General features: G+C 42.5%; 21 protein-coding genes. 10 read left to right on the top strand and 11 right to left on the bottom strand.

What is annotated here, in order from left to right; genetic code table 11:
* Positions 1 to 632: 632 nt before the first annotated feature.
* Positions 633 to 1,592 carry an RluA family pseudouridine synthase gene (locus tag V7L31_RS18135; RefSeq protein WP_442944445.1) on the top strand — a complete coding sequence of 320 codons (960 nt, stop codon included), beginning with the start codon at positions 633 to 635 and terminating at the stop codon, positions 1,590 to 1,592.
* Positions 1,593 to 1,819: 227 nt separating this feature from the next.
* Here the strand turns inward: V7L31_RS18135 and V7L31_RS18130 are convergent, their stop codons facing one another.
* The 3 genes from V7L31_RS18130 to V7L31_RS18120 form a co-directional block, all read right to left on the bottom strand.
* Complete coding sequence (locus V7L31_RS18130; protein ID WP_334697519.1) at positions 1,820 to 2,587, bottom strand: phycobilisome rod-core linker polypeptide; 768 nt, start codon at positions 2,585 to 2,587, stop codon at positions 1,820 to 1,822.
* Positions 2,588 to 3,061: 474 nt separating this feature from the next.
* Positions 3,062 to 3,607, bottom strand: a complete 546-nt coding sequence (locus V7L31_RS18125; RefSeq protein WP_334697518.1) for a hypothetical protein — start codon at positions 3,605 to 3,607, stop codon at positions 3,062 to 3,064.
* Entirely contained in the window at positions 3,604 to 4,221 is a 618-nt protein-coding gene (locus V7L31_RS18120) for a phycobiliprotein lyase (RefSeq protein WP_334697526.1), read from the bottom strand. Before V7L31_RS18120 ends, V7L31_RS18125 begins: the two co-directional genes overlap by 4 nt.
* Positions 4,222 to 4,537: 316 nt before the next feature.
* On the opposite strand from V7L31_RS18120, the gene V7L31_RS18115 reads away from it, so the two are divergent.
* From V7L31_RS18115 to V7L31_RS18100, 4 genes are all read left to right on the top strand, one after another.
* Positions 4,538 to 4,708 carry an NblA/ycf18 family protein gene (locus V7L31_RS18115; protein ID WP_442936022.1) on the top strand — a complete coding sequence of 57 codons (171 nt, stop codon included), beginning with the start codon at positions 4,538 to 4,540 and terminating at the stop codon, positions 4,706 to 4,708.
* Between the two features lie 235 nt (positions 4,709 to 4,943).
* Positions 4,944 to 5,501 carry a bleomycin hydrolase gene (locus tag V7L31_RS18110; protein WP_179068457.1) on the top strand — a complete coding sequence of 186 codons (558 nt, stop codon included), beginning with the start codon at positions 4,944 to 4,946 and terminating at the stop codon, positions 5,499 to 5,501.
* An 85-nt stretch (positions 5,502 to 5,586) separates the two neighbouring features.
* Positions 5,587 to 6,081, top strand: a complete 495-nt coding sequence (locus V7L31_RS18105) for a bleomycin hydrolase (protein WP_292843562.1) — start codon at positions 5,587 to 5,589, stop codon at positions 6,079 to 6,081.
* 703 nt (positions 6,082 to 6,784) lie between these two features.
* Positions 6,785 to 7,393: a HEAT repeat domain-containing protein gene (locus V7L31_RS18100; protein ID WP_334697517.1), complete on the top strand. Its 609-nt coding sequence runs from the start codon at positions 6,785 to 6,787 to the stop codon at positions 7,391 to 7,393.
* 51 nt (positions 7,394 to 7,444) lie between these two features.
* Here the strand turns inward: V7L31_RS18100 and V7L31_RS18095 are convergent, their stop codons facing one another.
* Genes V7L31_RS18095 through V7L31_RS18085 form a run of 3 tightly spaced genes read right to left on the bottom strand, consistent with a single transcriptional unit; the run spans position 7,445 to position 9,028 of the window.
* The gene (locus V7L31_RS18095) at positions 7,445 to 7,843 is read right to left on the bottom strand and encodes a helix-turn-helix domain-containing protein (RefSeq protein WP_334697516.1); all 399 of its coding nucleotides are present in this window, start codon (positions 7,841 to 7,843) and stop codon (positions 7,445 to 7,447) included.
* A 4-nt stretch (positions 7,844 to 7,847) separates the two neighbouring features.
* The gene (locus tag V7L31_RS18090; RefSeq protein ID WP_334697515.1) at positions 7,848 to 8,756 is read right to left on the bottom strand and encodes a HEAT repeat domain-containing protein; all 909 of its coding nucleotides are present in this window, start codon (positions 8,754 to 8,756) and stop codon (positions 7,848 to 7,850) included.
* A gap of 32 nt (positions 8,757 to 8,788) precedes the next feature.
* Positions 8,789 to 9,028: a hypothetical protein gene (locus V7L31_RS18085; protein WP_334697514.1), complete on the bottom strand. Its 240-nt coding sequence runs from the start codon at positions 9,026 to 9,028 to the stop codon at positions 8,789 to 8,791.
* A gap of 406 nt (positions 9,029 to 9,434) precedes the next feature.
* Between V7L31_RS18085 and V7L31_RS18080 the strand changes: the two genes are divergently transcribed.
* Positions 9,435 to 10,064, top strand: a complete 630-nt coding sequence (locus V7L31_RS18080) for a hypothetical protein (protein ID WP_334697513.1) — start codon at positions 9,435 to 9,437, stop codon at positions 10,062 to 10,064.
* 107 nt (positions 10,065 to 10,171) lie between these two features.
* Here V7L31_RS18080 and V7L31_RS18075 read toward each other — a convergent pair whose 3' ends face one another.
* A complete protein-coding gene (locus V7L31_RS18075) occupies positions 10,172 to 10,972 on the bottom strand; it encodes a DUF1838 family protein (RefSeq protein WP_334697512.1) in 801 nt (266 codons plus the stop codon).
* A 145-nt stretch (positions 10,973 to 11,117) separates the two neighbouring features.
* On the opposite strand from V7L31_RS18075, the gene V7L31_RS18070 reads away from it, so the two are divergent.
* Positions 11,118 to 12,386 (top strand): HEAT repeat domain-containing protein, encoded by a 1,269-nt coding sequence (locus tag V7L31_RS18070; RefSeq protein ID WP_334697511.1) that lies wholly within the window; start codon positions 11,118 to 11,120, stop codon positions 12,384 to 12,386.
* A gap of 152 nt (positions 12,387 to 12,538) precedes the next feature.
* On the opposite strand, the gene glgA is transcribed toward V7L31_RS18070, so the two are convergent.
* From glgA to V7L31_RS18055, 3 genes are all read right to left on the bottom strand, one after another.
* Positions 12,539 to 13,981 carry a glycogen synthase GlgA gene (glgA, locus tag V7L31_RS18065; RefSeq protein ID WP_334697510.1) on the bottom strand — a complete coding sequence of 481 codons (1,443 nt, stop codon included), beginning with the start codon at positions 13,979 to 13,981 and terminating at the stop codon, positions 12,539 to 12,541.
* Positions 13,982 to 14,119: 138 nt separating this feature from the next.
* The gene (gene hemC, locus V7L31_RS18060; protein WP_334697509.1) at positions 14,120 to 15,112 is read right to left on the bottom strand and encodes a hydroxymethylbilane synthase; all 993 of its coding nucleotides are present in this window, start codon (positions 15,110 to 15,112) and stop codon (positions 14,120 to 14,122) included.
* 255 nt (positions 15,113 to 15,367) lie between these two features.
* Entirely contained in the window at positions 15,368 to 17,629 is a 2,262-nt protein-coding gene (locus V7L31_RS18055) for a sensor histidine kinase (RefSeq protein WP_334697508.1), read from the bottom strand.
* A 225-nt stretch (positions 17,630 to 17,854) separates the two neighbouring features.
* Here V7L31_RS18055 and V7L31_RS18050 point away from each other — a divergent pair, with 225 nt between their 5' ends.
* The 3 genes from V7L31_RS18050 to V7L31_RS18040 all read left to right on the top strand — a co-directional run bounded on the left by V7L31_RS18050 (position 17,855) and on the right by V7L31_RS18040 (position 20,397).
* Complete coding sequence (locus V7L31_RS18050; RefSeq protein ID WP_334697507.1) at positions 17,855 to 18,325, top strand: hypothetical protein; 471 nt, start codon at positions 17,855 to 17,857, stop codon at positions 18,323 to 18,325.
* A complete protein-coding gene (locus tag V7L31_RS18045) occupies positions 18,322 to 18,924 on the top strand; it encodes a PIN domain-containing protein (protein ID WP_334697506.1) in 603 nt (200 codons plus the stop codon). The genes V7L31_RS18050 and V7L31_RS18045 overlap by 4 nt, the downstream gene beginning before the upstream one ends.
* Positions 18,925 to 19,713: 789 nt before the next feature.
* Positions 19,714 to 20,397, top strand: a complete 684-nt coding sequence (locus V7L31_RS18040; protein WP_334697505.1) for a response regulator transcription factor — start codon at positions 19,714 to 19,716, stop codon at positions 20,395 to 20,397.
* Positions 20,398 to 20,526: 129 nt separating this feature from the next.
* On the opposite strand, the gene V7L31_RS18035 is transcribed toward V7L31_RS18040, so the two are convergent.
* Positions 20,527 to 20,949 carry a lysozyme inhibitor LprI family protein gene (locus V7L31_RS18035; protein WP_334697504.1) on the bottom strand — a complete coding sequence of 141 codons (423 nt, stop codon included), beginning with the start codon at positions 20,947 to 20,949 and terminating at the stop codon, positions 20,527 to 20,529.
* Positions 20,950 to 21,157: the final 208 nt, after the last annotated feature.

The following is a 21,157-nucleotide window of genomic DNA, read 5'->3' as shown; positions in this document are numbered from 1 at the left end:
CCTGAGCAGAGGTTATTAAAGATGTGCTTTTGTGCATCATGGGCGGAGCGCCCAGTTCTAAACCCATAACTCCTGGCGTGGAAAGTGGCTTCGTGATTGCCGTGATTCACTAAACAACGAATCGCACTAGTTCAAGTCTGTCCCTCTCCGAGTCGGAGAGGGACGGTTTTGCATAGTAAAACCTTCTTAGAGGTCTTTTTTACGGCTAATTAGATGGACACTATATGATTCGTCGAACTCACCACGTATAGTTAAGGCGAATTTTATGACTCTGTTGGCGAATTAATAGGGAGTCTAACCCATCATTCCTCATTACTCAGATTTCAGTCCGTTTCAACGGACTTGAACTATTAGCCCGAAATTTATTTCAGGGCGGGAATACAACGCCAAACCAATATTTTAAGGGGAGGGGTCAAACCCACTGTGAATTGACCAACAGTCTCATAGAATTCGCGGTTACACAAACTTTCGTCCGTAAGGTAAAATAAGGGTTTTGCTTGTTTAAACGTAGTTTATAACTGCTCTTTTAAAGCATTTCCGCGCTTTACTTAAAGAAGGGGAATTAATCTAGAGCAATTGTGACCGAATTTAATTTACAAATCCAAGAAAATAGCGATCGCTTGTCTTCTGTTATGGAGGATGCAGCACCTAGCCTACTTCCCTCCAGTAATACGATACACTGCGTCAACACCAAAGGCGATCGCCTCGACCGCTTCCTTTCGCAAGAATTACCAGATTTATCTCGTTCCCGCATCCAACAGTTAATTGAACAGGGTAACGTCCAACTTAACGATCGAGTTTGCACATCTAAGAAGATCAATGTCAAGTTAGGCGATCGCATCACTCTGGAAATACCAGAAGTCCAACCCCTAGAATTGCTTGCAGAAGATATCCCCTTAGATATCCTCTACGAAGACGACCAGTTACTTATTCTCAACAAACCCGCAGGTTTAGTTGTCCATCCTGCACCCGGTCATCCAGATGGCACTTTAGTAAATGCTTTATTGGCACACTGTCCCAATTTACCAGGAATTGGCGGAATCCAACGTCCGGGAATCGTCCATCGATTGGATAAGGATACAACGGGAGCGATCGCGATCGCTAAAACAGATATTGCCCATCGTCATTTACAAGCGCAACTCAAAGCTAAAACTGCACGACGAGAATACTTGGGCGTAGTTTACGGTGCGCCAAAAACTGAAAGTGGCACTATAGATTTACCCATTGGTCGCCATCCCCAAGACCGCAAAAAAATGGCGATTATACCCGTTGAACAAGGCGGTCGAGTCGCCGTCACTCATTGGCAAGTACTAGAACGCCTTGGTAACTTCACCTTAATTCACTTTCAATTAGAAACTGGACGCACCCATCAAATTCGCGTCCACAGTGGCAAAATGGGACATCCAATTGTCGGCGACCAAGTTTATAGTTCTGGTCATTCAGTAGGGGTAAATTTGCCCGGTCAAGCACTCCACGCTTGGCGACTCAAATTGCAGCATCCCCTATCTGGGGAATTGATTGAAGTGACAGCTACTCCTCCCGCCCACTTTACAAAACTTTTGGAGATGCTAAAAAGACGAACTACACTTTAAGCCCATCCACGCCAGAAAATAACGCCATTTCACAGATATTAGGTAGGTATTAATAAAAAACTATCTTCGATGCCCCATACCCATTAACAATTAGCGTGCATCAGACATGGGATAGAGTCTGTTTCACTAGTTATATCTAAATGAAACTCCTACATAACCCAAGACTTATGCACGCTATAAAATAATCAATCAAGTGGATGTACTAGCCAGCCACCGACCAAAAATTGTTATTTAATTCCTGCGATTTGCCGATAAGGTACAGACTTTTCGATATCAATGTTGAATGACGAGATCCGTTGAGGAGCATTGCCCGTTGCATTGATACTTTGTGCCAAAGCTAAGAACAAAGCGGGATCGCCAGCCTTGGGCTTTTGCTCTTGTGGAAGGAATCTGCGTACTTCTACCTGCCAAATAATTTGGGGGAAACCCAGTTTGGTACGGTGGTAATCTTCATATCGCGGAGATTTGATGTTGAATGGCAACTCACCCGCAGATTGAGATGGCAGTATCCGACGGCGCTGATAAGGCACTGTGGAGTATCCAAAATTGCTCAGATACTCTTCAGTGTTGAGTACTTCATCAACCAAGCCGACAATACCCTTGGTCGCAACTACAATTGACCAAGCGATTTTTTCTCGCTCGTTATATGGGTCGCGTCCTAGAACCCGCTGGATTACTTGCTCAACAAAGCGATAATTATTGTTGAGGTCGTAGAAGCTTCTCTTAAAGGTATTAGAAAGCAACAACCCACGAATAAAGTCCCGCACTGTAATTTGTCCATTACGGAGCTGAGACTCTAAATATGTTTCGCGATCGGCAGCAAAGGCATGAAAGAAAATTTGACGATATGCAGCTTCAATCAGATCGCCTAAATCTGATGGAGACAAAATATTGTCTGTAGTAAAAATCCTGGGCTGTTCATCACCCGGCACTTCATAAGCAGCTACACGCTGGTTTTGACTTGAAGGTTCGTATTCTAACAGAGGAATTGGCACTCTAAAGCCTCCATGTTCTTAATTAAAGTTAACAACTTTTAATCACATATTAAAGGAGTAGTTGGATCAGAACCTCAGAATTCTGATAAAATTTCACGAAACTTAACTAAGAGTGATTTTCAGGATTCGGATGAAATAATGATTAGTCTGCTAAATTCAACCGTAGCTAATCAATAAAGGGAGTGGGGTTTCCAGCTTAAATAACTACGTGAATCACTAAACAAACTTATTTCACATATTTTAGATTAGGAGATTCAGTTTCACCTTTTTGAACTAGAGCAATAATTTTTAACATTTAGCAAAAGAAATTAATAGGGAATGGGGAATGGGGAATTGGGTAGGAATAATACGGCAGTTTTCAAATAGATAAGGTACAAAATGCAAAACTCAAAATTAGACATAAAGAGTTTCTACTTACTGCCCCCTGCCCTCTGCTCCCTGCTCCCGGCTCCCTGCCCCCTGCCTCCTACCCCCTCAGCGACCTATCCAAAATTCCAGGGGATCTATGGTTGATTTACAGTAAGGCCAGCTACGCAAAGTTGCTTCCATTCCTGCCTCCCAGTAGGGTGGTTCCAATCCCAGTCCTAAACATAAATGGGATAGGATGCTAGCAAACTGCTCATTGTGACCAAAGTCTCCTAGATGGGCATGGGCGTATTCATGGACGACTACACCAAACCAGTCTTTAGGCGCAACTCGACCGACATCTACCAAAATAGTGATTGGGTTTGTGAGAATGTTGCATAGCCCATCTATGCCGAAGGATTGAGCTATGGGTACTGCAAAAATTTGGATGTGGCGACGCTCTTGGGGATGAAAGCACTCATGACAAAACTCCAGATAGGCGTTGATCTGAGCGTTTACGGTATTAATATTCTCGCCGATCCAAGTGCAAATGGGGATGCGATCACGCAAGTTATCAAACACATCCACCATACCTGGCTCTAGAGCAAGTCTCTGTACTAGATGCAGATAATCTTGCCCACGAGTAAAAGCATCACTCTGGTTGAGATAATTCACCACCCCAACACTGAATAAAACTGTCTTTTTTCTAGAACATCCTGCCCTTGTTTGGATGCTACCTGTTCTGTGCTGGAAACATCAACAGCAGCATCAATGCGGGTTTCACTACAAAACGATGCTGTGCTAAAGCCGCCAAACCGTTTGACTGTACTGGTTCGCATTCGCATATTTGGGCTGGCAAACCAGAATCGCTCAATGGAACTCATTGTTTCGTATTCGGTTGTCAACACCAGTCCATCTTCATCATCCATGTGAAAAAGACCGACTACAGGCACGATTTCGGCGTAACCTCTTTCGCGGAGTAATTTTCCTTGCCTGGGGTTATCACCATCAGGCACGATCGCAAATATGGTTTTCCCTTGATGATTTTCCTCACCCTCTCGATCCCAAGCCATTGTCCCTAGCCAACGCACGCGCGAACCACCTATTGAAAGGCTAGGGTCAATTTCATGATACTGGCATAATTCTATGATTTCGGGATGGTCGGCATCGAGAGTTTCTACCTGTATATCCGATTCTCCTATCTCTGAGCGCTTGAACGCTAGATGATGAGTTGCACGTTGCGATCGCCACTTACCAGCACTTAGCTGAAAAAATTCCATTGCGTCTATCAATCTTCTGACTCCTACTTATTACTCCTGCGGACGATGTTTACCTTGTTTTTTCTTTTTAGAGTAGTTGGTATCTAAACATTCTAAACATTACAGCCATTAGCGGGTCAGCTTCAATAAATTCCCTATTAAGGGAGAGGCAGAGGTATTGTTAGATAATTGTAAATTTTTATAAGCACCATTTGTTATAGCTTGACAATGTAGACGTTTTAATATCTCGGTGTTAGAATATTAGAAAGCAATTTCTACGACAGCTTACGCCTTCAAACTAGCGGTAATAAAAAATACCCTTCGATCCAGTCAATCCGAGGAGTGAATGATGGACTTCCCAATCGAACTAACTTTAGAGCAACAGTTTCGCTTACAAAATTTGAAAGACCAGGTAAAAAGTTTGAGTCAAGAAGAAGCTCAGGATTTTTTGCTAGAAGTTTTACGGCAGATGATGGTGAAAGATAATTTGGTCAAACATCTCCTAAAACAAGCTTGATCGAGTAAAAAATAAGATTTTTTCTTTTAAGACTTACGCAGTGGCAGAGTTCCATTGAAATGCGTAAGTCTTAATTTTTTGCCAAAATGAAATATTACAGATTATTACTTTGTCTCTCATAGTAAAGACTAGGGTACTGTTGATCCCCTATGTTTTTGTTTGGCTACTCACAGTTAACCTGATCGAGAACAAGCCAAAAATAATATCCGCCATTTGTGAATATTAAGGAGAACTCATGGTTCTTGATGCTTTTTCCAGAGCTGTAATTACGGCTGATGCCAAAACTGCTCCTATCGGTGGTGCTGACTTAGCAGCCCTAAAGTCTTTCATTGCTGAAGGCAACAAGCGCCTTGATGCTGTAAATGCGATCGCCAGCAATGCTAGCTGTGCGGTTTCTGATGCGATCGCTGGGATTGCTTGTGAAAACACTGGCTTGCTTCAAGCTGGTGGTAACTTGTACCCCACTCGTCGGACTGCTGCTTGTTTACGTGATGCTGAAATCATTCTGCGCTACGTAACTTATGCACTATTAGCTGGTGATTCTTCTGTATTAGACGATCGCGCTTTGAACGGTTTGAAAGAAACCTACACAGCTTTGGGCGTACCTGCCTCTTCTTCTATACGTGCTGTTCAAATTCTGAAGGCGATCAGCGTCGCTCACATCACCAACACCAACACTGAAGCTAACGCTGGTAAGAAGTTCCGCAAACTGGATACTCCTCAAGGCGACTGCTCTGCTCTAGCTGCTGAAGCTGCTAGCTACTTCGATCGCGTTATTTCTGCTTTGAGCTAATTGCTAATCGCTAACGGCTAAAGCCTATTAGTCAAGCCAACTGAAATTACAACTCGATCAAATCTAATCTGGAGTAAAAAAAGCAATGAAATCAGTTATCACTACAGTTATTGGAGCTGCTGATGCAGCAGGTCGTTTCCCAACTACCTCCGATTTAGAATCAGTTCAAGGTAGCATTCAACGTGCTAGCGCTCGTCTAGAAGCTGCTGAAAAGTTGGCTTCTGGTATCGATAACGTAGCAAAGGAAGCTTATGATGCTGCCTTTAAGAAATATCCTTACCTCAGCCAAGAAGGTGAAGCCGGCGACACTCAAGTTAAGAAAGATAAGTGCCTCCGCGACATCAAGCACTACCTACGCTTGATCAACTACAGCTTAGTTGTGGGCGGTACTGGTCCTCTGGATGAGTGGGGTATTGCAGGCGCTCGTGAAGTTTATCGCTCTTTGGGTCTGCCAACCGCTCCTTATGTAACCGCGTTGACTTACACCCGCGATCGCGCTTGCTCTCCTCGTGACTTGTCTCCTCAAGCTTTGGGTGAGTTCCGCGCTCTCCTCGACTATGTAATCAACTCCCTGTCATAGTAACAAGGGTTGACTAGACGAGCGATCGTTATACTCTAAAACTCAGGGACTCTCAGTTTGTTGCTTTGCCTGTATCTGGTTGAGTGACTGACCAAGAGTCCCTCAGTTGTTAGTAATTCGTAATTCGTAATGCCTACGGGCGAACGAGTACTCGCTAATGTAATTTGTAATTTACAGCAATTTTCAGGTATGTAGACCAATACGCTTGGGTTTTCGAGACGCGATAAATCGCCGTCAAGACAAGTGTTTTGTTGCTCATTCTGAACTGTATTGGTGCATAGACTACGCGGTAGGGGCACAGCAATAATCAATTGGTGTCAACTTAACGCGAAACCGCTTGTCCGCCGGAAATTGAAATTCCCGTCTCATAGCTAAAGTCATCTGAAGATGACTAAATATCGCCAAAAATCTCCAGCCTACTTCAGTAGACTTAAGCTAAAAGCCAAAGAAATTTATTTTTGAAGTAACAAGTAATGAGTAATGGGTATCACTTATTACTCATTACTCATTACTCATTACTCATTACTCATTACTCATTTATTTATTTCCGGGCAGGCATGGAAGCCAACAGTTAAGCTATTTCCAGCTTAAATTGACACCAATGAATGAGTATTGCTGTGCCCTAACGACAGATGTGGTTCAAATACATGAAAACTGCTGTAATTATTGAACTTGGGGTATTTAGACAGGAAAATTTGATTTTATGACAATAGATTCTTTATTTGAACAGTTGAAACACCCCAACCCCAATCTGCGGGAACGAGCTATGTGGGAACTGGCTGATGTTCGTGATGAAAATACCATTCCTCGGCTGATGGGTATTTTAGATGAGGAAGATGTCACTTACCGTCGAGCGGCGGTAAAGGCACTGGGCGCTATTGGTACGGACGCTGTACCGCTACTGGTAGAGTCATTAATAAATAGCGCTAATGCGACCATTCGGGGTAGCTGTGCTAAGGCTCTGGCACAGATTGCTGCTAACCATCCCGATGTTCCTTTTCCGGCTGAGGGCTTACAGGGATTGAAAACAGCGCTCAATGACCAAAATCCCGTTGTTTATATTGCATCAGTGATGGCGCTGGGTGAAATTGGTTCTCCTGCCTTTGAGATTTTGACTGAGGCTCTGAAAACAATAGATAATGTGGCGGTGGCTGTAGCGATCGTCAATGCACTAGGTTCAATGGGTGATATCCGAGGAGTGGAAGTACTGACGGCATTGACAAATGATGAATCTGTTGATTCGTATGTTAAAGAGTCAGCAGTGAGTGCTTTACCTCGATTAAATCAGGTGATTAAGTATAAAAGAGGGTAGCGATCGCTCTTCAATACAACTACTTTTATCAATCCTAATAGAACGAATACATTAGATGAACAAACTGGGTGTCACCTTAAAGTAATCTCCAAGTGCTTTAGCTTGTGCCTTACTAATCGACCGCTTGCCGTTCACAACCTCGGACACCACACCGCTCGACCCAATGATACCCACCAAATCGGCTTGACGGGTATCACTGACTTCCATAATATGTTGGAGAATTTCATACGGTGCAGATTCATCCATTGGATAGTTCTGTGCCTCATACGCTTCAATCAGCGTAACTATCAGCTTATGCAAAGCTTGTTCTTCTGGAGTTCGGTTCTTGCAAAACGTTAGGCGCCCTGCCACAGCTAGAACGCGATCGTACTCCTCTTCCGTCTCAATCACCTTAGGAGCAACTTCGGCACTCTCAAAATGAGAGGAAGATATCAAGTTGTAAATGTCCATTGCTCTATTCCCAAGCATCCTCCTCTAATTGTCTCTCAATTTGAGAAATCGCTAGCTTGATAACTGCTTGAACTGCTGCCTCCCCTTCGTTGGTTAATGCGGCTTGCAGGGGTTCTAAGGAAGTGCGATCGCCAATCTTCATCAATGCTAAAGCTGCGGCTTTTCGAGTTTCCCAATCGGTATGATGTAGTAACTCAACCAGGTGAGGAATTGCTGGTTGATAGGTGAGACTACCCAAAGCTGCTGCTGCTTCACACCGCACAATTTCAGATGCATCGGTGAGGGCATTAACTAAAATATTAAATGCTCCTTCTTCGTTACTTTCTTGAGCAATTTTAGCGATCGCACCCACCACCGCCGCTCGAACTTCATCTGAGTCTGAATTAATCTCTTGATATAAATACTCTTTGGCGTCTGCCCCAATAAACCCCAACGCCCATACCGCGTGTCCTTTAGCACTTTCTGGATACTCAGTTGACGCTAAGATTTTCAGTAATGCTGGCACTGCTGCCTCACCTATTTTGGCCAGCCCTCCCACCGCCGAGGTTTTGACCACGGTATCTTCATCATTTAACAAGGCGTTGACCAGAGTGGGAACTGCGATCGGGTCAGCAATCAGTGTCAGGGTTTTGGCGCTGGCTCTCCGCACAACTGGGTTTGGATGACTTGCCACAGCTTCCATTAATAAGGGGGTCGCTGGTTTACCGATTTTACCCAAAGCCTCTGCAAAACTCAACCTAACCATACCCCGTGAGTCTCCCATACTCTCAACCATTCGCTTTAGTAGCTCTTGGTCATCCGAGTTGAAGGTGTTTAAGCTTAATTGCTCACTCACGACTGCAAATAAAGCATCAGTTTCTACATGGGACAGATTTAACGAATCTACCCCGGATTGAGTTTCGGAGTTGAGCATATAACTTCTGGTTGAATTATCAAGATGAATGACTAGTTGCTAACATTCAGGGCAGCCTGTTGATCGCGGAGTTCCTGGAGGGCAGAATCAATCTTGGCAAGTTCAGGCTCCAGTTTTGCCATGACACTTACTTTCATTAACTTAGCCCGTTTTGCTGTTTCCGTAGTTTCTTGAACTAGACGTTCCCGATATTGCTCAAGTTCTGCAATTACTTCTGCTACATCTTGGGCGGTGACGTTATTGGTTGTTGTCAATTCTGAGGTTTCATCCATAACTTTTGTTTCCTAAATGTGTGTTTATATAAATGATGTGTAGTCAGTGTTACAAAGAATGTTTGTACTTGGTTACTTTTAGCTGTTACATAAAATTGAACAATTGGTAAAAAGTAACTAATCAATAGCTGATAATGTATATATTCTGATCTTCTCAGATCGCGTAACCACTGGTAAAGCTTTTTGACAGGAATCTTCAAAAATTGTCTAAAAGCCAGTGCGTAAGAACTTCCAAATAAAAAAATATCCAGTTAACTCTTGTGGGGTGGGCATCTTGCCCGCCCAGTTCATAAGGCGGGCGAGACGCCCACCTCACAATATTGGATAATTTATTTCTGGGAGTTCCCGTAAGCGTAGGACATCATAGATATCGCACTAGCATTGTGCAACAGGATAAGTCGATGTGATGAGTAGCAATCCTTGTATTCAAGCTGTGGTAGAAACTCCGTGGTATGAGGGTGAGCCATTATGGCCGTGGTCTGTTGCGGACTATAAACCGTTCTCGCACATTCAGTTATACGATGAGATGACAGATTTGGAGGTCGGTTTAATATTTGCCCAATTGGTACAATACAACGATTTAGAAAATGGTGACAATGCCAATGATGTTCTATATCGAGCTATTGAGTCTGAGACACTGATTTTGCCAGGAGGCCTTCAAGTCAAGTCTACTGCTAATGAATTGATCTACCCTGGTTGCTGTTCTGCTCTAGAAGAGTGGCGGGAGTGGTTGAATTTTTTGACTACAGGGCGATCGCCTTGGCTTGGCCACGATCCAAGCCCCTGGTTTGAAATGGTGGATGGTTTTGTTCGTATATGGTCAGATGGAGGAATGGATTCAGCAGCCAGTGGATTTCACATTGATTTTGAGCAATCCACCTTTGAGACAGAACTGAGCAGAGTACAACAGGACTTGAGTACCTTCCTGGTAAAGATTGAGGCGTGGGCTAATGGGATAGAGTTTCCAGAACCTCGCAAGCTATCGTCTAAGTTTGACGAATGCTTTGCCATTTCACGTAAATGGCCAGAGGAATAGTTACCAACTGCTTAACTAATTCGTAATTCGCACTAAGAATTCAATTACGAATTACGTTAGCGTAGCGGTAGCGAGTCCGCGAGCGTCATTACGAATTACGAATTATTTTAAGAGGTTTCCTCAAGTGGAAAAATATCTCCGCGCAAGTAGGATTCAAAGTTTTTCTTAAAGTATTGAATGCTTGTCACATTCGGCTCATCACTTTCCGTTGGCGTGAATTCATAAATTGGTACTTTTTCCCTCACCAGCTTGACCAAACTAGGATGAAGCTGCTCAAAAGAATCTACTCTAAATATTGTGGTTTCAAATCTTAATTTCGCTGGATGAGCATATCCTAACTTCATCCAGGGCAACCAAGGACAGTCTCTCGCCCATTTAGCAGGTGGGACTTCAGTTGCATCAGGTCGGCAAGTATTTGAGATAAAGTACTCAACTCCCTTAAACTTTTCTCCAGGACAATAGTCTGAATATTTGCTATCTCCTGCTAAAGGATGCGGGTATTCTAACGGAATTTCCATGACGGAGGTAATATATCCGCTGCCTTTAGGTATGACAAATTTCTTTGGTTTAACTGAGCCTTGGACAATGCGGTTAGCAATGTGTACTACTGGTACTGGTTGACTCGCTGTTGGTGACTCCCAAAAGTGCAAAATCTCTTGGGTATCTGGGTCACAAAATAAACCCAACTCTCTATTGATGCGATATCCGACTTCGCCGTACTCAGGATCGGGTTTGAGAAATACTTTGGTAGCATTCATCCCAATAATAGAGAACAATTTTTCTTTTGATTTTTCTGGTGTTTCTTGCCACCAAATTTCCCCAGACCAGTTGTAATAAAGCTGTAAACCATGATTTTTTCTATAAAAATCGAGGTTATTAAATTCATAGTCATCTAAATAATCACTCATATTTTTTCCTATCATCCTCAAATAGCTATGTAGACACTTTTGATGCTTCAATCAATTCCCAAATAAATCCCAATCCCCAGTACCCAGTCTCTAGTAGGATGGTAAAAGTGATCTCTAAAATTATCCAAGAGCAATTTATAGATCAATGGATAAACGTTTTTTTAAAATGTTTGGGCTAACAGAAGAAGAAGCGATCGCAATTATTGATACACCATTAGAACAACTCGAAGACGCTTCTGATAAGTATATTGCTGTTTCCCATCTAATTAACTTCCCCACTGAGCAATCGATCGCAGCTTTGGTACGGGCGATTGAAACTAGTAACCAGGATGAGTTAGACCACCGCATTGTCCGACGCAAAGCTGTGGAAAGTTTGGGGCGATTGCAGGCGGAATCAGCTTTACCTGTAATTCGCCAGTGCCTTAAAGATGATGATATTTATACTGTTGAGAATACCGTGTGGGCGATCGGAGAAATCGGCACGAAAGATCCAGGAATTCTCGAAGAGATGGCGCAACTACTCGATAAACCAGGTCAAATCTATCGAGTAATTATTCACACTTTAGCGAACGCTGATTATCAGCCTTCCCTAGAACGTGTACGGAAATTTACCCAAGTGGAGGATGAACCTACCCGTAGTGCAGCGATCGCTACTGTTTGTCGGTTCACGGGTGATTATTCTCAAATTACTGAGGTGATGGCGCTGCTGCAAAGTTCCAGCGTCAATGCGCGGCGCGGCTGTATTCAAGACTTGATTGATTCCCGCTATTACAAAGCCATCCCAGAAATCGCCCGTTGTCCTGTATCTCTGGTGTTCCGCTTGCGAGGTTTGCGGATGCTATTGGATGCAGGCGTTCCTAGTGGTGAAATTACCTTTACAGAAATTCAACCTTACTTAGAACAAGTACTCTACGATCATCCCAACGATCTTGATTTAGTACATGAGTATGATGCTACCCCTGTCCTGGATTTTGTGATTAATGAACTCTATGAAACCGATTTTGGACGGTGTTATTTAGCGACAAAAACCTTATTGGATGTCTACCCACAAGAAGCACCAGCAGCACTTCTAGCAACTTATGGGGACAAGGCATATAACGACTATGGCGCTCATTATCATGTCATGAAACTTTTCGGCTGGCTAAAATATGCTCCTGCTTACGATTTGTTGGTGGAAAACCTGCACAACCGCGAACCCCAGTTTCAGAAATCTCGTGCTGCAAGTGCGATCGCTCTTGCTGAATTGGGTGATTCACGAGCAATTCCTGAACTGAAAATTTGCCTGAATACGCCGATTTGGGATTTGAAATACGCTTGTTTATTGGCGTTAGACAGTTTGGGAGACTCATCTGGTCGAGAAATTTGCGATCGCGATCGTGATTGGTTAATTAGGGCGAAAGCGACAAGTAATTAATAGCCCTGGCGACTGGAAGTCGCGGCTACACAAACATTCGCCTTTGGCGTTCCCGCAGGGTAGGCCGCCTCCGCGGACTAAGGAAAGATTGAGGGCTTGAAACCCACGGAGGTGGGTAAAGCCTCGTGTAGACGCGGTTTCTAACCGCCCTTTTATTTGCTAGTGGTGCTAGTGACTGTCTCGTTTAACACTAACTCTGGTTCTGGAGTCTCCTCTTCTTCTGGCAAACCGTAAATTGACCGATACAATTTCACATACTGCTTGGCAGATTGATACCAACTAAAATCTTGACTCATGCCGCGTTTTTGTAGTTCTCCCCATTGCGGTTTAAAACGGAAGCCTTCCCAAGCCCGAATCATTGAGGTGAAAAGGTCTAGCGGTTCATAGCGATCGAAGCAATAACCCGTACCTGCGGCATTTTCCGGGTCGTGATGGGTTACGGTGTCAACTAATCCACCTGTGCGGCGGACAATGGGTACGGAACCGTAGCGCAAAGCCATCATTTGGCTAATACCGCATGGTTCAAAACGACTGGGCATTAAGAAGGCATCAGTACCAGCGTAGATCCGGCGGGACAGGGCATCGTTATACAGTAAGTAAGTTGCCATACGTCCGGGAAAACGGGATGCTAATTGCCACATCTGGGTTTCATAGTAGCGATCGCCTGTCCCCAACAGCACAAATTGGGCATCTGTGTAAGATAAGAAGCGATCGAGGATTTGCAATATCAAATCAATACCTTTTTGTTCCACTAATCGGGTAACGATCCCAATTAAAAAGGCTTTGGAGTTGACTTCTAATCCTAGTTCTTGTTGCAGAGCAATTTTGTTGGCTTTGCGTTTATCTAAAGTATCAGCAGTAAAGGTTTGGACAATGTATTTGTCATTTTCTGGATTATAAACTTCGGTATCAATACCGTTGATAATCCCAGATAGTTTTCCGCTAATAAAGGACAGCAAACCTTCTAATGTTTCACCGTAAGTAGGTGTCTTAATTTGCTCGGCATAAGTGGGCGAAACTGTATTTACCTTATTGGCAAATTGCACCGCCGCCGCCATTGTGTTGTGTCCTTGCATATACCAGGGACACCAAGTAATTTTCTCTAAATACCAACGCCACGGCCCTTGATAAGCCAAATTATGAATGGTAAAAACTGTGGTGATATCAGGATCTTGGTGCATCCACACAGGAATCATACCCGTATGCCAATCATGACAATGGATAATTTCTGGTTTCCAGTAATTCCAGGCAAACTCGGCTGCACCGTTGGCAAACAAGGTGAACCGCCAGTCTTCACCATCTCCAGAATAAATATGGCGCGGTAGGAAGGCAGGATGTCCAAATAAGTACAAGGGAACATCAGTACCAGGCAGAATGCTTTCATAAACAGCAAATTCCTGGAACATGGCAGATCCCCGCCAGATGGGTTCGTTGGGAATTTCCATTTTGTCTGGCAGAAAGCCATAGTAAGGCAAGAATATCCGTACATCGTGCCCCATTTCTCTCAGAAATTTGGGTAATGCCCCGACAACATCACCCATTCCTCCTACTTTGGCAATGGGTGCTGCCTCTGCTGCAACAAATAGAATCCGCATGGTAATTTTTGCTTCCCTGAGTCTATATTGTCAAATTAACTCTATGATCAATTTTGACCAAAGAGATTTGTCGCATCTGCACACCTTTAGTGCAACGGCGATCAATTCTTATCTAATCACATCGGCTTCCCCAATTGCTTAGGAACCGCGCTGAATCACCGCAAAAATTTCTGATAAAATTTCTTGCGCTCCCTGTTGCCGCAACTGTTCTGCTAGTTCTATACCTAGTGCTTCAGCATTGTTAGCTTGACCAGTGACGGTATCTTTGACGAACTTTTGACCGTCTATGCTGGCGACTATTCCTGTTAAGGTCAGATTCTCACCAGATATTTCTGTATTTACACCGATAGGTACTTGACAACCGCCCTCTAAAGAGCGTAGAAAAGAGCGTTCGGCGAGACAGCGATCGCGTGTTTGGGGATGTTCGATCGCTTTGAGTAGAGATAGCAATTCACTATCATCAGCACGGCACTCTATCCCTAAAGCACCTTGTCCAACGGCGTGGAGAGAGATTTCTTTGGGAAGGATTTGATGTACGCGTAGGTGCAACCCGGCGCAGCCATCGCTCATTCCCAATCTTTCTAACCCTGCTGCTGCCAAAATCAGCGCATCGTATTCGCCTGCATCCAGTTTTGCCAACCGTGTAATTAAATTTCCCCGGACATCCTTAAATGTAAAGTGCGGGAAATGATGGCGTAACTGTGCTAACCGCCGTAGAGAAGATGTACCAATTACCGCACCTTCTGGCAATGTATCGATTTGTTTATCTTTGTGCTTTTCATGCACTACTAATGCATCTGCGGGATTTTCCCGTTCAGTAATTGCTGCCAGTGTCAACCCTTCTGGTAAATTAGTCGGCAAATCCTTGAGGGAATGAACTGCAAAGTCAATCTCCTGATTGAGCATTCCAACTTCAAGTTCTTTAGTAAAAAGTCCTTTATCGCCAATCTTAGCTAATGCTACATCCAAGATTTTATCGCCTTGGGTAGACATGGTGTGGACTTCAAAAGTGATATCAGGATAGCTTTTCTGGAGTTGCTCTTGTACCCAGTAGGTCTGAACCAGAGCAAGTTGGCTTTTGCGTGAACCAATCCGAATAGTGCGTGGGGGACTAGAAACAACTGAGGTCATAAAACAATATATCAAACGAGGCGATAAATTCACTCTCATCTAGACTACCGTAGTCAGGGACTCATACAAGTTTTGGGTTTTGGATTTGCGATTTTGGATTACAATTCTTTACTAAAAGCTGGTTTGAGTAATTTCAAACAAGCAAATTAAATTTGGCAAAATCTTGCAATGCGAGTCACAATGGCAATGCATCGGGTGACAATGCCAATGCGTCTCTTTGCATTAAAAACGCTATGCTTTTACCCAAGACTTTACTTAAGACTCACCTTCTAATGGCAGTGTTACCGCACAAGTCGTACCAATTCCTACTTTTGTGGTGATGTTAATATGACCTTGGTGTAAGTCTACACACTTTTTCACTACTACCAAGCCTAATCCTGTACCGGGAATGCTTCTGACATTTTTGCCACGATGAAACGGCTGAAACAGGTGGTTTTGATCTGCTAGGGGAATCCCAATACCTTGATCTTGAACTTGGAGAATCACCGTATCTGATTTAAACTTCAGCCTCAGATTAACATTACCTCCTTCAGGAGAATATTTAATCGCATTCAGCAGCAAATTAGACAGAATGGAACGCAATAACCTTTCATCCACCCAAGCATTAACAGCTTTTCCTTGGCAAGCAAAACTCAATGTGTGCCTCTCATCTGTACTAAGGCGCATTTCTTCGACAAAATAAGCGCAGAATTCTTCTAAATTTATAAGTTTGGGATTAAATTCTAATTTTCCGGTTTCGGCTCGATTGATAGTCAAAATATCGTCTAACATCTGAACCATATTTTTGACGGAAAGTTGAATTCTCTGCAAGTTCCTCAGTCGCTTAGAAGAGTTATCCCATTCATCTTGACAATTCTCTAGCAATTGGGCTGCTGCTAAGGCAGTACTTAGAGGAGTACGAAACTCATGAGATGCCATTGAGAAAAAGCGTGTTTTCAGGACGCTAAGTTCCCTCTCTCGCTCTAGTGCCATCCGAATTTCATCTAGCCTTTTGCGTCCGGTAATGTCACGTTGTACTGCTATCCAGTGGGTATAATTGCCAGTTTGATCGGCTACGGGAACGATGCTGAATTCATTCCAAAATTCCGAGCCATCTTTACGGTAGTTAATTACCTGAACTGTGACTGATTCCCAATGAGATAGAGCATTCCAGACTTTATCCAGTTCAACCCGACTTGTTTTTGCTCCTTGAAGAATACGCGGCGTTTTACCTAAAACTTCTTCTGGGCTGTAACCTGTGATTCTAGTGAACGCTTCATTAACATAAATAATATGCGGCCCAGGTTTGCCAATTGGTTGCGCTTCAGTAATAACTACACCATCGTTAGTATTTACAACTACAGATTGCAATAGCCGCACCTGTTCTTCTTGCTTCTTTTGGTGTGTAATATCAGCAATCACCGCTACCATACCGTTGATACTATCGTCACTATCATGCAATGGAGCGGCGGAAAAAACTATATCGATCGCAGTGCCATCTTTTTTAGAAAGATGCAATTCCACTCTGGTATAAGTTGTTCCTTGTAATATACTTTCTTGAAGAGTGTTGTATTCCTCTAATTGGTCATCTAAAAAAATGGGGTTAGGATGATCGATTACCTCTGCCTCTGTCCAACCAAACATCTTTTCAGCAGCAGGATTCCAGATTTTGACGTTACCGGTTAAATCAAGTGTGAAGATGGCGCGAGGAGAGGCAGTAATCAAAGCTTGCAGCGCGGCTTGGGTGCGTTGACGTTCAGCAATTTCGGCTCGGAGAGAGACATTAGCTGTAGCTAACTCTTGAGTCCGCAGCTGAACGCGGTGTTCTAGTTCGGCGTTGAGTGTTTGTAGTTGTTTGTAAAGTTCCGATTGTTGAATAGCGATCGCAACTTGGGTAGCAAGTTGCTTCATTAACTCAATTTCCCAAGATTCCCATACACGGGTGCGATCGCACTGATGAGCAATCAATAAACCCCAAAGATAAGGCGTAGAAGCTCGTGTTTTGCTATCTTGTTGTTTATCTCCTTGCCGATTCTCTTGTAAAATTGGCACTACCAACTTAGCTTTGACACCAAACTGTTTTACAAACTCTGCTAGACATGGTTCGACATCAGCTTGATCGACATTTGCGATCGCGCGGGTTTTTCCCAATGAATACGCTTGATGATACTCCTTAGGAAACACTTCGGGTGGAAAGGTTTCTCCCAAAATTTTTGTGTATTGAGGTAGAACTGTTTCAGTAATGGCGCTACCCGTACCATTTTCCCAGAGGCGATAAATTAACACCCTATCCGCTTGGAGAAACTCACGTACTTCTGCAACGGTGGTAGTCAGAACCTCCTCTAACTCCAAAGATTTACGGATATGATGAGCAATCTGGCTTACTAGTCGCTCCCGCTCAGTTTGTTGTCGCAGGATCGCTTCTACCCGTTGTCGTCTAGTTACTTCTAGATTGAGAAAATAGTAAATTACTCCTAAGGTAATAATGCTAAAGCCAATACCGATAGGGTTGAAATTGATAATACTAAAATCTGGCATGAGCATAGAGAGGAGAGATTAGAGAAATAGAGTCTGGAAAGTTGATTGTTTGTCACTCCTGACTCTTAAAATTTTTTCTAAAAGGATTATGCAACTGGTGCTATTGTTTGAGTTAGGTTTGTGGGCTACAGCCTAACAAGGTAAATTATGACATTGCAAGATAAATAAAAATGACATTCTGCGTCACAATATTGAGTAGTTATTCTCCTTAAGTGAGTTTTATCCATGACTCCTAACTCTGATTCTGGTTGGGATTTGTCAGTTGACAATCGCAATGGTCAATTGACTCTTGTTGTCGAGGTTAAAAGTAAACTCAATGCCTCCCCAGAATGGGCAGCGAGACTTCGACGCAATATGCTTGCACATGGAACTTTTTCAAAGGCTCCTTATTTTTTAATGGTGTTTCCCGATCGATTTTATTTATGGACTGATGCTGATGTCCGACTGGATCAGAGTGAGCCAACTTATATCATTGATGCACAACCTATTCTTCATCGTTACTTTGAACAAGCTGAAGTTAAGGCTGATCAAATCAGTGGACAAAGCCTTGAGTTAATTGTTGCATCCTGGCTTGGAGAAATTATTCATTCTGAAAAATCCCCCGAAGATATTAATGAATCTCAGCAATGGTTAATTGATTCAGGATTATACGCTGCCTTAGCTGGAGGCAAGTTTTATCATAAGGCGGTTGCGTGAATATTTACGTTGAAACTAACTTCGTCTTAGAACTAGTCTTTGAACAAGAACAATGCGTAAGCTGTGAGCAGATTTTGCAATCTTGTGAAATAGGACAGGCAAAACTTATTATTCCAGCTTATAGTCTTGCTGAACCTCATGAGAAATTAAGTCGTCAGGCAAAGAGTCGTCGGGATTTACAGCAATTGCTTGATGCTGAGTTGCGGCAGCTTTCACGTACAGTATCTTATATAAATCGTATCAAAAGTATCCAAGATATTGCTAGCTTAATGGTGCAGAGCAATGAAGAGGAACGGCAACGTTTTGTTAATTATCGAGAGCGACTTTTTAACATCGCAGAAGTTATTGCACTCACTGCCGATATCTTAATTGAGGCAGCATCCTGCGAAGCTACTTATGACTTGAGACCACAAGATGCTTTTGTCTATGCATCGGTGATCAACCATTTGCGTGAGTATCAACCACAGCTAGCATGTTTTCTCAACCGAAACTCAAAAGACTTTGATAGTCCTGATATTGTTGATGAACTAAATCGATTTAATTGCAGAATGATCCCACGTTTCGATCACGGCTATAGTTTTCTTCAATCCCAACTTTGACCGTAGTACTTAACAGTATAATTGTTAGTTGACTCCATCTTTCCAAAAGCATAGAAGTCGCTAAACATCAAAAACAATTAACAATTTTTATCAAATCTAGTGTAAAAACTGCCATATTTAAACCAGTATTGCCTTAACTGATGACAAGGCGTAAATAAACTGGCTTTAACACGATAAAGAAAAACCTGCCGATGTTCACCCATCCAAATTTTATCAATCGGCTCAACAGAAATTAATGTACCTCCTAGAGCGGCTATACACTCGTTAAATCTCTCAACACAAGAATAGTCTATAGTTTCAAATATAAAAAAATGGCCCGAACAGATTAAATGGCGGCTTCTTATCCAACATTGGAGCTTCTTATGCGCTTGTGGCGGCAACATTATTTTGCTTCAAGTAACTTGATATAAATACAACGTTGATATAGATTCTTCAATCAATGAACTTCTTGGATAAATAAATTTTTATCTAATAGAGAGGCGTTCCAGGTTAACAGAAAAACGCTTAATTGTTGATTCTGCCTTTTACAAAATTTGAGTGAGTCTCTTAAAATAGGCTGATACCTAAAGGTGAACTTAGTTCAAAGTCTATTTTTTGAAACATCTTAAGGAGGTTATTAGAAACCCATATAAAATATAAAATTACATCTCAAAAGTAAGGAAATTACTCAGGAAATAGTAAAGAAATCGGAAAGAAGCAACCAAATCGATAAATTGTTACTTTTTGCAATATTTTCTCAATGATAATTTGCCGATTGTTTGAAATATAACCAAGTATCTTTAAAAAATTATGCGAATTCTTTTAGTTGAAGATGATTTACGCCTTGCCGAAACTTTAGCAGAAGCCTTGACAGATCAGCGTTATACAGTTGATGTGGTGACAGATGGTGAGGCAGGATGGAATCAAGCCAAAATGCTGGATTATGATTTGCTGCTGCTGGATGTGATGTTGCCAGAACTCGATGGAATTAGTTTATGTCATCGGTTGCGATCGCACAGCTATAGTATGCCTGTTCTTATGCTCACTGCTCGTGATACCGTTAGCGATAAAATCACCGGACTTGATGCCGGAGCCGATGATTATGTCGTTAAACCAGTGGATTTACAAGAACTATTTGCCCGAATTCGCGCCTTGCTTCGTCGAGGTAATGCTTCATCGCCGCCGATTTTGGAATGGGGCAATTTGCACCTCAACCCCAGCACTTATGAAGTGAGCTACGGAAAAAATATGCTACATTTAACCCCAAAAGAGTACGGAATTTTAGAGTTATTACTGCGAAATGGTCGTCGTGTCCTCAGTCGCAGCGTGATTATTGAACATATTTGGTCATTAGATTCTCCTCCAGAAGAACATGCTGTGAAAGTTCATCTGAGAAGCCTACGTCAAAAACTCAAAGCAGCCGGAGCTTTTGAAGATTTTATTGAAACAGTTCACGGTATAGGCTACCGTCTCAAGCAACTCGACCAATTATAGTCATGCCCGTAACGCAAAGCAGTTATATAGGAATTCAATATTGTGGCGTGGACGACACAATATTGAATTGAATATTTTTTTATTGTGTCAGTCCCTAGTGATGCATAGCTATGCATCCTTACTTCACGCTTAAGCGTCGGGTTTGAGATATTCTCGTAATTGTTGGGTACGCTGTTTTGTGATATTTTCTAGACAACTAAAATAAATTGTGGGGGAAATACTTCCGCCCTCATATTTACTTGTCTCAAACTCACAATTGTTATCTCGAAACTTAATCCATGCTTGCTGTGCAGCAATCAATTTTTGTTTTCTAGACCTTTCTAATGTAGATACCAATTGTTGATAAACTTGATTCAATTTTTTATCTGCATTCTGATAAGATAACTTCGCGCATTCATTAATTACTGCTTGAGTTTGAGCATTATTGCAGTTTAGCTTTTGAGCTAACTGCATTTTTGGTAAATTCGATGTTGTGCTTGCTGTTGTAACACTAGGAGTATGTAAGCTACTAAAAGCTAGTATATTTACTAGCAAGAGGGAGAAATGACGCATAGGTTCTTTTGTACTTAAATGTTTATAAGAAGAATTCAGAACTCAGGAGTCAGAATTCAGTATGAATTCTGTATGAGTAGGTAATGAATATTGGTCAAAACCACGTAAGAGGTGGGCGAAAAAAATTAAAATATTCTTGCCTGAATACTCTACCCATAAAGGGATAGAGTTTTCAGAATTCTGAATTCTGAATTCTGACTCCTGTTTT

Source organism: Nostoc sp. (genome assembly GCF_036916655.1).
Lineage (GTDB): Bacteria > Cyanobacteriota > Cyanobacteriia > Cyanobacteriales > Nostocaceae > Nostoc.
Note: the sequence above shows the minus strand (reverse complement) of the source record. Positions and strands in the feature narration are given on the sequence as shown.